The sequence below is a fragment of the Sphaerospermopsis sp. FACHB-1094 genome (assembly GCF_014696195.1).
Classification (GTDB): Bacteria; Cyanobacteriota; Cyanobacteriia; order Cyanobacteriales; family Nostocaceae; genus Sphaerospermopsis; species Sphaerospermopsis kisseleviana.
The window spans coordinates 1-13,172 of sequence record NZ_JACJPT010000027.1 but is presented as its reverse complement, the minus strand read 5'-3'; the positions used below and the strand labels follow the sequence as shown (position 1 = coordinate 13,172).

At 36.8% G+C, this 13,172-nt stretch carries 10 protein-coding genes, 1 tRNA gene, 2 pseudogenes and 1 CRISPR repeat array; of the genes and pseudogenes, 6 read left to right on the top strand and 7 right to left on the bottom strand.

Features of this window, described 5'->3' with window-relative positions; all coding sequences use genetic code 11:
* Positions 1-13: 13 nt before the first annotated feature.
* The 3 genes from H6F47_RS10875 to menA all read right to left on the bottom strand — a co-directional run bounded on the left by H6F47_RS10875 (position 14) and on the right by menA (position 3,635).
* Positions 14-1,387, bottom strand: coding sequence for a 2-succinylbenzoate--CoA ligase (locus H6F47_RS10875; protein WP_190649145.1), 1,374 nt, complete (start codon positions 1,385-1,387; stop codon positions 14-16).
* A gap of 179 nt (positions 1,388-1,566) precedes the next feature.
* Positions 1,567-2,514 (bottom strand): o-succinylbenzoate synthase, encoded by a 948-nt coding sequence (locus H6F47_RS10870; protein WP_190649142.1) that lies wholly within the window; start codon positions 2,512-2,514, stop codon positions 1,567-1,569.
* Between the two features lie 221 nt (positions 2,515-2,735).
* A complete protein-coding gene (gene menA, locus H6F47_RS10865) occupies positions 2,736-3,635 on the bottom strand; it encodes a 2-carboxy-1,4-naphthoquinone phytyltransferase (RefSeq protein ID WP_096567398.1) in 900 nt (299 codons plus the stop codon).
* A gap of 298 nt (positions 3,636-3,933) precedes the next feature.
* On the opposite strand from menA, the gene H6F47_RS10860 reads away from it, so the two are divergent.
* The 5 genes and pseudogenes from H6F47_RS10860 to H6F47_RS10840 all read left to right on the top strand — a co-directional run bounded on the left by H6F47_RS10860 (position 3,934) and on the right by H6F47_RS10840 (position 8,494).
* Entirely contained in the window at positions 3,934-5,361 is a 1,428-nt protein-coding gene (locus tag H6F47_RS10860; RefSeq protein WP_190649139.1) for an isochorismate synthase, read from the top strand.
* A gap of 16 nt (positions 5,362-5,377) precedes the next feature.
* Positions 5,378-5,704: a CRISPR direct-repeat array (repeat unit 36 nt; unit sequence GTTTCCATCCCCTTGCGGGGAAGTTGATTTGTAAAG).
* A 400-nt stretch (positions 5,705-6,104) separates the two neighbouring features.
* Positions 6,105-6,296, top strand: a complete 192-nt coding sequence (locus tag H6F47_RS10855) for a hypothetical protein (protein WP_137666751.1) — start codon at positions 6,105-6,107, stop codon at positions 6,294-6,296.
* A 196-nt stretch (positions 6,297-6,492) separates the two neighbouring features.
* Positions 6,493-7,098, top strand: a pseudogene (locus tag H6F47_RS10850) (iron ABC transporter permease); the annotation flags it as partial.
* 167 nt (positions 7,099-7,265) lie between these two features.
* Positions 7,266-7,664 (top strand): annotated as a pseudogene (locus tag H6F47_RS10845) (iron chelate uptake ABC transporter family permease subunit); the annotation flags it as partial.
* A gap of 53 nt (positions 7,665-7,717) precedes the next feature.
* Positions 7,718-8,494: an ABC transporter ATP-binding protein gene (locus H6F47_RS10840; protein ID WP_137666749.1), complete on the top strand. Its 777-nt coding sequence runs from the start codon at positions 7,718-7,720 to the stop codon at positions 8,492-8,494.
* Between the two features lie 210 nt (positions 8,495-8,704).
* On the opposite strand, the gene H6F47_RS10835 is transcribed toward H6F47_RS10840, so the two are convergent.
* The 4 genes from H6F47_RS10835 to H6F47_RS10820 all read right to left on the bottom strand — a co-directional run bounded on the left by H6F47_RS10835 (position 8,705) and on the right by H6F47_RS10820 (position 11,066).
* Complete coding sequence (locus H6F47_RS10835) at positions 8,705-9,361, bottom strand: polysaccharide deacetylase family protein (protein WP_190348122.1); 657 nt, start codon at positions 9,359-9,361, stop codon at positions 8,705-8,707.
* Positions 9,362-9,451: 90 nt separating this feature from the next.
* Positions 9,452-10,021: a thermonuclease family protein gene (locus H6F47_RS10830; protein WP_190649136.1), complete on the bottom strand. Its 570-nt coding sequence runs from the start codon at positions 10,019-10,021 to the stop codon at positions 9,452-9,454.
* A 120-nt stretch (positions 10,022-10,141) separates the two neighbouring features.
* A complete protein-coding gene (locus tag H6F47_RS10825; protein ID WP_096567412.1) occupies positions 10,142-10,924 on the bottom strand; it encodes an RNA methyltransferase in 783 nt (260 codons plus the stop codon).
* 60 nt (positions 10,925-10,984) lie between these two features.
* Positions 10,985-11,066 (bottom strand) — tRNA-Leu (locus H6F47_RS10820).
* A 281-nt stretch (positions 11,067-11,347) separates the two neighbouring features.
* Here H6F47_RS10820 and murA point away from each other — a divergent pair.
* Positions 11,348-12,727, top strand: a complete 1,380-nt coding sequence (murA, locus tag H6F47_RS10815) for a UDP-N-acetylglucosamine 1-carboxyvinyltransferase (RefSeq protein ID WP_190649187.1) — start codon at positions 11,348-11,350, stop codon at positions 12,725-12,727.
* Positions 12,728-13,172 lie beyond the last annotated feature (445 nt).

Below are 13,172 nucleotides of genomic sequence, written 5' to 3'. Positions count from 1 at the left end.
AATTGATAATTAATTATTCATAATAATGAGATGATTTAGCTAAAAAATCCAGTGCTATTTGTTGCAGTTGTTGACGGTTGATTTTACCTTGTTCATTACGAGGTAATTTTGGTAGGGAAATCCAATATTTAGGAATTTTAAACCTACTAAGTTTATCCTTGAGTTGACTTTCAATATTTAAAATAGAAATATTTGAATGCTGAGGAATATAAATAGCTGTTAACGCTTCTCCCCAATCTTTATCAGGTATACCAATTACACAAACATCAATTACCATATTTGTTTTTATAATCGCTGATTCAATTTCTATCGGATAAATATTTTCACCACCAGAAATAATTTTATTACTACTACGTCCAATAATATGTAAATATCCATCTCCATCTACAAAACCAATATCATCTACTACTAAACTATCCCTATTTTCCCAAAGTTGGGGATAATAACCTAAAGCCAAAGATTTAGCTTGAATATTAATATTTCCCGTTAAATTATTAATAGTAATTTCTGCATGGGGGAGAATTTTACCACTGTTAACATTACCCTGTAAAAATTCATCAGGTTTCAAAGTCGCAACCTGAGAAGCTGTTTCTGTCATTCCATAAGTAGGTGCTAACCTAATATGATGAAATCTCGCTTTTTTTAATAATTCTTCCCATGCCGGCGCACCTCCTAAAAGTACAGTTTCAAACTCAGATAGCCATTTTGTGAGTTGTGTATTTTGCAGCAGTCTTTGTAACTGAGTAGGAACTAAAGATATAAAAAAATCTGAAGGATTAATATTTGGTATTTGTTGAAATTCAATTTCTTTAAATCGAGTAATGACTAATTTACCACCAGTAGTAAAACTTCTCATAAACTGCATTAAACCACTGACATGATACAGCGGTAAAATACAAAAAGAATTTACTGTTTTTAACTGAAAATACTCTGTAAAACCTTGCACAGATGCGGTTAATGTTTCCCATGTATGAATTGTAAATTTAATCTTTCCCGATGAACCACCAGTAGGAATCATGATAGAATTGGTAATTGGTAATTGGTAATTGGTAATTGGTAAATGAGGAGTAAACTGACAACAATCTCCCCAAACTATATCTGGTTGTACCAAATTAAAAACTTGTTCCCATTCATTTTTTCCCCAGTCTGGGTTACATAAAAAAACTGGACATTTTGCAGCACAAGCAGCAATGAAACAAGCTAAAAATCTCACTGGTTCGCGTTCAGATACAATGATTTTTGGTAGTGTTGTATTTTTAGATAATTCGATTATTTCTAAAAGTCCTAAAGATAATTCTGTAGCTATTTGATAAAATTCCTGGCTATTATCAACAATTAACCAATGATAATTTTTGAGTTTTTCTAAATACTCTAAAGGTTGTTCCATAGACTTTGAGGCCAGTTTGCTTGTAGTTGGGTAAAATGGGAGCATCCCAATGAAAGAAAAAATGAACGCAGCAACACTAAAAAATCTCTCATAATCTCTTACCTTTGTGTACTTTGCGTCCTTTGCGGTTCAATCATATCAAGTCTTGGAGCATTTTATTTCCCTAGTTAAAAATAAATTTACACATTTGGGATACTCCCGGTAAAATAGTGATTGATGCCAAAACCGACTGCGCGATTATTGCTAGATAATTCTGCTGCTAATTTTAGTGCAGCTTGTCTACCAATGGCAGTTTCAAATACAGATGAGAATACCACATCAATTTGATGTTGTTGGCAAAATTTTCTTAACCTTGATGGTGAACCTACTATACCAGGTTTAATGACAAAAATACTCCGCCAACCTTGTTGATAACAATTTTCCAGTTGTTGTAATGTAGCTACGGATTCATCTAAGGCAATTTTTGTACTATAATAATTACTTAATTCCAGCATTTCTGAGAATTTATCTACAGGTAATGGTTGTTCAATAAATTCAATTTTATTGGGGAAATTATCGCATTTTTCTAACCATAATTTAGCTGCATTATCATCAAGTCCACCATTAGCATCTAACCGCAGTTTTGCTGATTCTGGTAATTGATCAATCAGTAAATTTAAAATTGCTAATTCTTCGGTTATATCATTAACTCCAATTTTCCATTTAAAGGTTTTATAACCCTGTTTCCATAAATTTTGCCATTGATTTAAAGCCGCTTTTCCTGCTGGTAATAATCCGCTAAAATTCAGATGATGGTAATTTAGAGATTCGTGATTTTCTTGTAAATTCTCTAGTGCTGATTCAAAACCAAATTGACAAGCTGGTAATTTATCGGGAATTTTCAAAATTATCTCAAAAATTATCTCTGATGTAATTTCTCTTGGTAGTTGATGACAAAAATCTAAAGCTTCTTCTAAAGTTTCCGAACCAAACCAAGAAATGGGGGCAATTTCCCCCCAACTAATTTTACCTTTTATATCAATCAGTCTGATAATTACACTTTCTCGTATTTCCCAAACTCCATGATTGGTAATCACAGGACGAGTGAATTTTTGACTAATGTTGCGAAAAGAAAATTGATATTTCATGTTTATCAATTGATAATGGATAATTGACAATTGACAATTGTTTCATGCAATGTTGAAAAATTATCAACTTTCCATTAGACATCTCTAGAAAAGAAATTATGGAACTTATGTATGGGGGCAGGTCGAAGCTTATGGGATATCTATATCTCTGATTTTTCCGTTAAATTATCGCCCATAAGCTTCGCCTCTACGTTGCCCCTACGTCATCCGACTCCTTACAATTATCCCAGCATAAATCCTGTACCCAATAATAAGCAAGTCCAGAAATGTACAGCAACAGCAATGAATTTAGAGTTACTAACTTTTTCTGGTAAGTGATGATTTTCTAAAACATGACGACATAATTTAAACGCAAAAGGTAAACTTAGCCAACTTAATAAAGTCCAAAGGGGGAAAATTCCTAACACAACTAATAACAAAGATAAGGGATAAATACTAGCTGTAAACCAAACTAATACCTGTGCGCCTTTTTCTGTACCTAACCGCACAATAGGCGATCGCTTTCCTGCTGCTATATCATCCTTAACTTGGTGAAAATGTGAACAAAATAAAACTAAACTGGTGACAATCCCAACAATCACAGAAGCTGCTAAATTAGTCATTGACCAAGTTTGAGTTTGACTGTAATATGCTGCTGTCATTCCCAATGGTCCAAAGGCAAAAAAGCAAAGAATTTCGCCTAAACCCTGGTATCCTAAACGAAAAGGAGGTCCTTGGTACATATAACCCAAAGCACAGCATAGCAAGATTATACCAATTACAGTAGGGTCTTTTTGCAAAAAGGCGATCGCTATTATCCCCAACAAACCCGAACTTAAACACAAATTACCTAACCAAAACATTAACTGCTTATTACCAGTTAAATTCACCAAAGAATGATGTTTATTTTTATCAATACCTGTTTCTGCATCAAAAACATCATTACTGATATTTTCCCAAGCTAAAATTAAAATTGCCGCAGTCATAAAAACTGCAAATATTAAACCATTAAAAATCTTAGTTTCTGCAAATGCTACCGCCGAACCTACCCATATAGGCATAATAGCAACACTGTACATTGGCGGTTTGATAGCAGCCATCCATAACTTATTTTTGGGTATTGATATCTGATTTGTAGTCATCAGTCTTGATAAATTAAATTACTAAAAATTGACTTATCAATTAGATTTTATAGTTGGCTGAGACATTTTACGGTAGTAAATTACCAAAAAATGCTAATTTTGTGATTGATAGTTTACCTACTGTTAACAAAACTTGACTTGACATTTTGCAGTATGCAAGAGTATGTGTTTTCAGTTTTACCAGAACCCAGCAAATTAGAGGCTGGTTAATGGTAACAGAATATGCTACCTATAGAAATACGACCATGACTTATTACACTTTAGGAAGATAACTTAAAAAAAATTAACTTATACATCCATGACAATTTCACCATGTCGCAGCAGTTTCTTTATAGAATATAAAGATTTGCATCAATTACTGTTAGCAGTGCAAGAAAAGTGCTATGAACAGCGTAGCCAGCAAATTGTGAGTATTTCCCTGGCAATTGATTTCATAGATCCTTTAGTGGTATTAGATAAGTTTGCCCAAAAAAATACATTAAACTTTTACTTTGAGAACAGAAGTAAAGGTGAAGCTATTGTAGCCATTGATGCTATCAAAAAATTAGATATTAGTGGTCAAAATAGATTTCATAAAACCGAAGAATTTATCAAAGATTGTCTCAAAAACGTCATAAATTTTGGCAATATAAACCCTGTAATGGGTCAACCTTTTGCCGGTACTCACTTTTTTTGTAGCTACAGTTTTTTTGATCAGCATCACTATTTAGATTATCCATTTTCATCTGCTACTATTTTTCTGCCTAAATTACAAGTAGCAGTCAAAAATTCATCTTGCACCTTAGTTGTGAATCATTTAATTCATGCTGACATTAATATTCAAACAATATTACGGGAATTACAGGACAAAATTAAGACTCTCCAATCTTTAGTAAAATCATCGCCAAACATTGAAAATTCTTCAGCCAATTTTATCAAAACCAAGATTAATAATGCCGATAATTTTAAATATTCAGTACTATCAGCTTTAGAAAAAATTGAATCCAAACATTTAAGAAAAATTGTTTTAGCCGATGCTTTAGATGTCAAATCATATAATTCTTTTAACTTATTCAAATCTTTAAATAATCTGCGACATTTCCATCCTAATTGTTATGTTTTTTCTATCAGCAATGGTAAAGGGCAAAACTTTATAGGTGCGAGTCCAGAACGTTTAATTAGTATTCAAAATCAGGAACTCATTACTGATGCTTTAGCAGGTTCAGCCCCTAGAGGTAAAACACCAAATGAAGATGCGGCCAATGCCAACAACTTAGTTAATAGTACCAAAGAAAAACACGAACACAACCTAGTAATTGATTTTATCACCCAACGGTTATCACAACTCGGTTTATTTCCGCAAATTTTAGCCCCTCGTCTGCGACAATTATCTAATATTCAACATTTATGGACACCCATTACTGCGGTAGTACCTGCTAACGTCCACCCTTTAAAAATCGTTGCCCAATTACATCCTACACCAGCGGTTGCCGGTGCAGATAGAGATATTGCTTGTGCAGAAATTCGCTGTTATGAAAAATTTGAAAGGGGTTTATATGCTGCACCTTTGGGATGGGTAGATGCAAAGGGAAATTGTGAGTTTATTGTCGGTATTCGTTCAGCTTTAATTGATGGCGATCGCGCTAGACTTTATGCAGGTGCTGGTATTGTCGCCGGTTCTGATCCTGAAAAAGAATTTGCTGAAGTGCAGCTTAAACTGCAAGCATTACTCAAAGCTTTGGTTTAGGTTTTGGTAAATAATTGTTTCCATCCCCTTGCGGGGAAGTTGATTTGTAAAGTAAGAGTCACGGCATTTGGCATACGACCAAGGAGACAGAGTTTCCATCCCCTTGCGGGGAAGTTGATTTGTAAAGTATTTAATCAAATCATCGCTGTTGGCTCCGTTGATGGGTTTCCATCCCCTTGCGGGGAAGTTGATTTGTAAAGCCAAGGATGGCGAATTGCCAAAGCGCGTCAGCAGTTTCCATCCCCTTGCGGGGAAGTTGATTTGTAAAGGTGGTTGTGACCACAACCTGGCCCAGTTTATCCCGGGAGTTTCCATCCCCTTGCGGGGAAGTTGATTTGTAAAGAGTTTACTTCTAGAAACCTTACAGAGCAAGGGTTTTACATACCCCAATCGACACACCTTTTTTTATTGAGAAAAAATCAGTGCTTATTGAGAAAAAACTGACTCATTCAAGAGTCAAAAGCCTTGCTACAAAAGCAATCGACACAGGTCAACGAATTTATTAGGTTTTCAAGGTTCGGGGGACGTGTGTCGATGTTCTCGATACACTTTTTATATATACAACACATCGCCATAAATGTCAAGCTTTTGACAGATGACAATACCTTTGCCATTTTCCCGTAGGTTGGGTTGAACGAAGTGAAACCCAACTTACAGCGATTTTCAGGTAAATGAACCACATTTTTTAATCTCACGCAAAGACGCAAAGGCGCAAAGGAAGAAAGGAAGATAACAAGAAGGATGTGGTACAAATACATGAAAACTGCTGTAAACTCAACGTATTCGTTGGGTTTCGTTCCTCAACCCAACCTACAAATCAAGATATTTTTGATTTTGGCGAAGGTATTGATATTGGTATAAGTTTGCTCGGATGTGAGGAAATATCTAATTTTAGTATTCCCCATCCAGAAGCAAAAATCCCAAATATCTATTAAATTCGGCTACATTAATTATTTTTCTGGCAACACCCTACCTGTATTAAAATATAAATGTGATTATTTAATGTGTTCATTTTCCAGGGTTAACTATAATTTTTGATGTTCACATAAAAAACTTTTCAAACTTTTTAACCTTGATTTATTGTAAAATATAAAATAAAATATAAAAGGACTGAAGTCCTTACTAATAACCATGCAGAGTTTATTTACTAAATATCGTCTATTCTGGTCTATTATTTTTCTGGTCGGTGCTTTGGGATTGACTTTTTTTATCTCTCTTTCTCAAGGTGCTGTTAATTTTAATTTTGTTGATTTTTACCAAGCTTTATTTCGAGAAGGCGACCCTATTAAACAAACTATTCTCTGGGATTTACGACTTCCGAGAATTATTGCTGCTATGGTTGTAGGGGCGGCTTTAGGTATGTCAGGCGCACTTTTACAGGGGATGTTGCGTAATAGTTTGGCTGACCCTTTTATCTTGGGAATTTCTGCGGGCGCTGGGTTAATTGTGATTATTATGATTGTTTTGCAGGTGTTCCCTATTGCGATTCCTTTTGCTGCTTGGTTGGGGGCAATTTTAACTTCTGCTCTTGTTATTTTCCTCGGTTGTTCTCCAGGAGGAATTTCTGTAGAAAGGTTAATTTTGGGCGGTGTTGCTGTTAGTGCTTTGTTTGGTTCTGTGCAAAGTACGTTATTATTAATGGCGGAAGATGGTCAGGTGCAAATTGCTTTAAGTTGGTTGGTTGGTAGTTTAAATGGTCGTGGTTGGCCAGAAATTTCTACTGCTAGTCCTTATATCCCACATTCCGCACCCCCCAGTGTCACAATCGGTAATTTCGGATTTTTGAAGACCTTTGAGGATAATTTTAATACAAAATGGTCTAAAGTTTAGGTAGCGATCGCCAATCTCAAATCCCCAAATGACCATTTTTCGTTGTGTGACAGTTTAGGGTGCGGAAGGTGGGTTATATTATTTTGGCTTTATTATGTGGTTGTTTGTTAGCGCGATCGCTCAATGTTTTGGCTTTGGGTGATGAGTTAACTGTGGGTTTGGGTGTTTCTTTATTTCGTTCTCGTTTATTAATTGGTGGTGTTGCCACTTTATTAGCTGCTGGTGCTGTGAGTATTGCTGGTTTAATTGGTTTTGTGGGTTTACTTGTTCCCCATGCTGTACGTTTAATGGTGGGAACTGATAACCGTTTTGTTTTGCCTTTTTCTGCTGTTGCTGGTGCTTGGTTATTGATGTTTGCAGATTTATTAGCGCGACTCGGTGCGGTGGAACTTCCTGTTGGTTCGGTTACTGCTTTGTTAGGTTCTCCTTTGTTTATTTGGTTACTTTATCGTCGTTCCAGTGGTTTAGGTTAGAATTATCAATTATCAATTATCAATTATCAATTATCAATTATCAATTAAAAACTATGCCTTTAGAATTAGAAAATCTCTCTGGTGGTTACACTGCTTTACCCATTGTTAAAGATGTGAATTTGTCTTTACAAACTGGTGAATGGTTGAGTTTAGTTGGTGCTAATGGTTCTGGTAAGTCTACTTTATTAAAGTTAGTTAGTCGTATTCTCTCTCCTCAAGGTGGAGTAATTTTATTGGATGGTAAAGCTATTCATTCTCAACCACCTAATTTAGTTGCTCAGAAATTAGCTCTTTTACCACAACAACAACCTGTTCCTACTGGGTTAACTGTGCATCAATTAGTTAGTTTAGGTAGAACTCCTCATCAAAAATGGTGGCAATGGGAATTAACTGGTAATGATAAACAAATTGTAGAAACTGCAATTCAAAAAACACAACTTGAAAAATTTAGCGATCGCCTAGTAGAAAATCTCTCAGGAGGTGAAAGACAACGGGCTTTTTTAGCTTTAGCTTTAGCACAAGAACCCAAGGTTTTATTATTAGATGAACCGACTACTTATTTAGATATCAATTATCAACTTCAGTTATTAGAATTACTCAAAAATCTGAATCTCCAACAACAATTAACTATCGTCACTGTTTTACATGAATTAAATTTAGCTGCTCGTTATAGTTCGAGAATTGCTTTATTAAAACAAGGTCAACTTTGGGAAGTTGGTACACCGGAAACTGTGTTAAACCCAAGTAATATTTCTGAAGTTTTTGGTGTTGAATCTTTAATTATTCAAACTCCTATTGGTTTACAGGTTTGTGCAGTTTCATCTTTATAAATTGAGAATTGACAATTGATAATTGACAATTGTTGTACTCAAGTTTTAAAACCTCTCCTTTCTAGGAGAGAAAATAAAAAATTGCCTATTTCCTAATTCTCTCACTTCTAGTAAGAGGTAATTTTCAGTTGTCCATTGTTAAAAAAATGTTCAAAAAACCTCCCACTACAAGAGGGTTTTACTCCTGACTCCTGACTCCTGCTATAACTGTCATAATTTATCAACAGTTATAAATTCATAACCCTGTTGTAACAGTTGGGGAATCAAAATTTTGATAGTTTCTGCTACATCTTGTCCACCACAAACTCCATCATGTAATACTATTAATGATCCATTTTGAACTTGTTTTAAAACTCGGTTCACAACAATAGAAACACCAGGACGCACCCAGTCTTCTGGAACAACACTCCACATCACTGGTCTATAATTCCACTGTTGAAATAATTGTAATGTTTTGGGTGTGAAAAAACCGTTAGGAGGACGCACATCTCTCACTTGTTCCGGTTGTAATTCACAAGCATTATAAATTGCAGTTTGGGTTTTTTCTAAACTCTGTTTAAGTTGAGTTTCTGACAGGGTGGGAAATGAATGATGTTCGTAACCATGTAACCCTATCCAATGTCCTCTATCTTTAACAGCTTTAGCAATATCGGGTGAACGGTTAACACAAACACCCAACCAAAAAAAACTAGCTGTAATTTTATAATGTTCTAAAACCTTCAATACTTGGGGTGTGTATTGAGGATGGGGACCATCATCAAAAGTAAGTGCTATTTTTTTAGTCTTACTATCTCCACACCAAAGACAGTGGGGAAAAGTCGGTTGAAGTATGCGGTAAACTATTGGAAATAGAGGTGCAAACTGCATAATTGATAATTGATAATTGATAATTGATAATTGATAATTGATAATTGATAATTTGTAATTAAGATTTAATTTTCTGCAATTATCATCATGTTAATTAGCCTTCCTAAACTTCCGATATTCCCAAGGATCAACAAATTTTCGATCATTCCAAACTCCTAGCTTTTGCTGTTGTGCTTGTGCTTCTGCCTGTTGGATGATATCTTTACTGGGACACTTGGTTAAATAAGGACGATAAACTTTAGCTAAACCTTCCTCTAACAAAACTTGTTGGATAAAAGTGCCATTTTTTAATCGCACTTCTGCCAATTTTCTACCATAGCGATCGCTTTCTATAATATCCAACTTCACGCGATCGCCTGACTGTTTCACCAATTCTTGTACCCGTATTTGTGCTTTTACTCCCCAATTAAATTGATTTATATCCCGAACCCGCCTACTATTTTTTTCTTTGTTGGTGTGAGGTATTTCTGGTGCATCCACACAAGCAAATCTAACTGTAAATTTTTGATTATCTGCACCTCTTAACACCAATGTATCACCATCACTTACCCTTTCCACAACTTCACCAGAGCCAGCAAATAGGATATTATATTCCATCAAACTCACAACAATGAGAACTGCACTTAAACCAATGATAATTTTTTTAATTAATTTATTCATTTAACGATAACAACAGTGACGACACAGACAATATTGATCTAGATGCTTTAGAAGATGCAGTTGCGGATATTGAACAATATTTAGCACAAAAGGACAAAAAAACGAAAAATTAAGAATTGTTCACCTATGAGTTAATTGTCGCTGGGCTTCATATAACATTAAAGCTGCGGCGATCGCCACATTCAATGATTCTACTCCAGGACTAAGGGGAATTTTAACTTGAGTATCTGCCATTGCGGCTAAATCATCTGACAAACCAGCACCTTCATTTCCCAGTAAAATTAAACTCGGTTTTTGCCAATCTACGTCCCAATAAGTTAAACTGGCAGTTGGTAAAGTCGCAATTACTTGCATTCCCGCTTGCTGACATTGTTGAACTGTTGCTTTTAAATCTTCACTTACTGCCTTATTTAAACGAAACCACTGCCCCGCAGATGCACGTAAAACCTTGGGATTATCTAAATCAACACTATCATCACTCAACCATAAACCCGACGCACCCGCAGCTGCCGCAGTTCTAATAATAGTTCCCAAATTACCGGGATCTTGCAAAGTTTCCACAGCCAAAACTAACCCACTCCAAGGAACTTGGTTTTCCTGTTCACCCCGTTTTGCAGTCGCTACCACACCATCTGGTTGTACTGTAGTTGCGATCGCTGCTAAAACTTCTGTACTGACAATTTCTGCCCGATTACACTGATTACAAGCCACTTGCCATAATTGAGGATGTGTCTGTTCCCATTGCGGAGTACAGCAAACTACATCTAAAGGATAATCAACCGCACAAGCTTCTTCTAACAAGTGCGTCCCTTCCAATAAAAATAATTGTTGTCTATGCCTCTCTTTGGTAGAGTGCAACTTGCGGATCTGCTTAACTAGGGGATTTTGTAAACTGGTCAGCACGATTTTAAATTTTAGATTTCGGATTTTAGAATGATCTAAAACCCAATATTATGTTAATAATGCGGAACCCGGGACTTGAACCCGGAAGCCTTGCGGCACTAGAACCTGAATCTAGCGCGTCTGCCAATTCCGCCAGTTCCGCTGGCTTTTATTATCTTATCACCAATTTCCTATTATTGCGTAAATCTTGAAAATTGTCAATATAATTCTTTATAGGGAACAGGGGACTGGGGAAGAAGCAGGGGGGCTGGGGACAGGGTGCAGGGGAGAAAAGAGTTATTTAGTTTTGACTTTTGACTTGATCTTGCCCAATGCCCAATGCCCAATGCCCAAAGAAAGAAAATGTAGACAAATCTACTCTTTACTGTAGAATCGAAACCAACTTCAAACCTTTATTGTTACTTATTTTTTGGAGGTAGGCTTATTAATTCTTCTAGCAGCTTACCAGAGGGCAAGTTGTCACCTGAAGCAGACTCCTCAGTCTTGCAAATTTGGGGTGGACATTCTTTGCAAGGTCATGTAAGAATCAGCGGGGCAAAAAATTCAGCATTGGTAATCATGGCTGGAGCTTTGCTTTGTTCAGGAGATTGTCGGATTCGCAATGTCCCCTTATTGGCGGATGTAGAACGCATGGGGCAAGTTTTATCCGCTTTAGGTTTGTCCTTAACCAGACAAGGGGATATGTTAGATATCAATGCCATAGATATCAGCACATCTAAAGCACCCTATGAATTAGTTACCCAACTGCGAGCCAGTTTTTTTGCCATTGGTCCAATTTTGGCGCGATTGGGTGTAGCACAAATGCCATTACCGGGGGGTTGTGCTATTGGTGCGAGACCAGTTGATTTGCACGTCCGAGGACTGCAAGCAATGGGGGCAGAGGTGCAAATTGAGCATGGTATTTGTAATGCCTACGTTCCTGGTAGCAATAAAAGATTGCAAGGGGCGAAAATTTACTTAGATACTCCCAGCGTTGGTGCAACCGAAACCTTAATGATGGCAGCTACCTTAGCTGATGGGGAAACCATTATTGAAAATGCAGCCAGAGAGCCAGAAGTAGTTGATTTAGCCAACTTCTGTAATTCAATGGGAGCAAAAATTCAAGGTGCCGGTACAAGTACCATTACCATTGTTGGTGTCGAAAAATTACATTCTACCGACTATACAATTATTCCTGATCGCATTGAAACAGGAACTTTTTTAGTCGCTGGCGCAATCACTCGTTCAGAACTGTTACTGTCTCCCGTAGCACCGGATCATCTAATTCCCGTCATTGCCAAATTGCGAGATATTGGTGTACCGATCATTGAAGAAGGTTCAGACTGTTTGCGAGTTTTACCCGCCGAAAAACTCAGAGCTACAGATATTGATACTTTACCCCATCCGGGATTTCCCACAGATATGCAAGCACCGTTTATGGCCTTGCTAACTTTGTCCGAAGGTGACAGTATCATTAACGAATCTGTGTTTGAAAATCGGCTGCGCCATGCTTCTGAGTTGAACCGCTTGGGGGCAGATATTCGCGTTAAAGGTAATACTGCCTTTGTTCGCGGAGTGCCAATGTTATCCGGCGCACCAGTAATAGGTACAGACTTACGAGCATCCGCAGCTTTAGTCATTGCTGGACTAGCAGCAGAAGGAAAAACCACTATTCAAGGACTAAAACACCTAGATCGTGGTTATGACAGATTAGATATGAAGTTACAGCAACTGGGAGCGAAAATTATTCGAGTAAATGAAGCATCGGCAGATGCTGAATTACATTCAAATCATCAAATCTCGTCAGCTTCTGCATCTATCTAGGGTCTAGAGCGTCGATTCAGTAATGCTAGGTAATTTGTTTTTACCTTGTAGGGGCGAAGCATTCGGGTGATAACCTATTGCTGAAACCAGTTCATATTCCGTCCGAATGCTTCGCCCTTACGATTAATGAATCGGTGTTATAGGAGTCAGGAGTCAGGAGTCAGGAGTCAGGGAGAGAATATTAGACAATATTAGAGAATATTAACTTTTGGCTTTTGGCTTTTGCGATTCATATCATGTCCGGTGGAACACTTACGATCTCTGTCAACAATAGGTGATTTTTGGACTAACCGATACAAAAAGCTGATTGCTGTTAACTGATAGCTGAATGCTTACCCCAAAACAAAAATACCCCCCATTTCTGGAGGGTATTTTCTTATTTAACTAAGCTTATTAAACCCAGTTTCAGATTAACCGTTGATTGCAGGAGCAGTCAAAGCAACAG

What these genes read in the sequence shown, in the direction of transcription:
- H6F47_RS10830 (WP_190649136.1), bottom strand. Translation starts at nt 10,021, where the DNA reads ATGAATAAATTAATTAAAAAAATTATCATTGGTTTAAGTGCAGTTCTC.
- H6F47_RS10835 (WP_190348122.1), bottom strand. Translation starts at nt 9,361, where the DNA reads ATGCAGTTTGCACCTCTATTTCCAATAGTTTACCGCATACTTCAACCG.
- H6F47_RS10840 (WP_137666749.1), top strand. Translation starts at nt 7,718, where the DNA reads ATGCCTTTAGAATTAGAAAATCTCTCTGGTGGTTACACTGCTTTACCC.
- H6F47_RS10875 (WP_190649145.1), bottom strand. Translation starts at nt 1,387, where the DNA reads ATGGAACAACCTTTAGAGTATTTAGAAAAACTCAAAAATTATCATTGG.
- H6F47_RS10870 (WP_190649142.1), bottom strand. Translation starts at nt 2,514, where the DNA reads ATGAAATATCAATTTTCTTTTCGCAACATTAGTCAAAAATTCACTCGT.
- menA (WP_096567398.1), bottom strand. Translation starts at nt 3,635, where the DNA reads ATGACTACAAATCAGATATCAATACCCAAAAATAAGTTATGGATGGCT.
- H6F47_RS10860 (WP_190649139.1), top strand. Translation starts at nt 3,934, where the DNA reads ATGACAATTTCACCATGTCGCAGCAGTTTCTTTATAGAATATAAAGAT.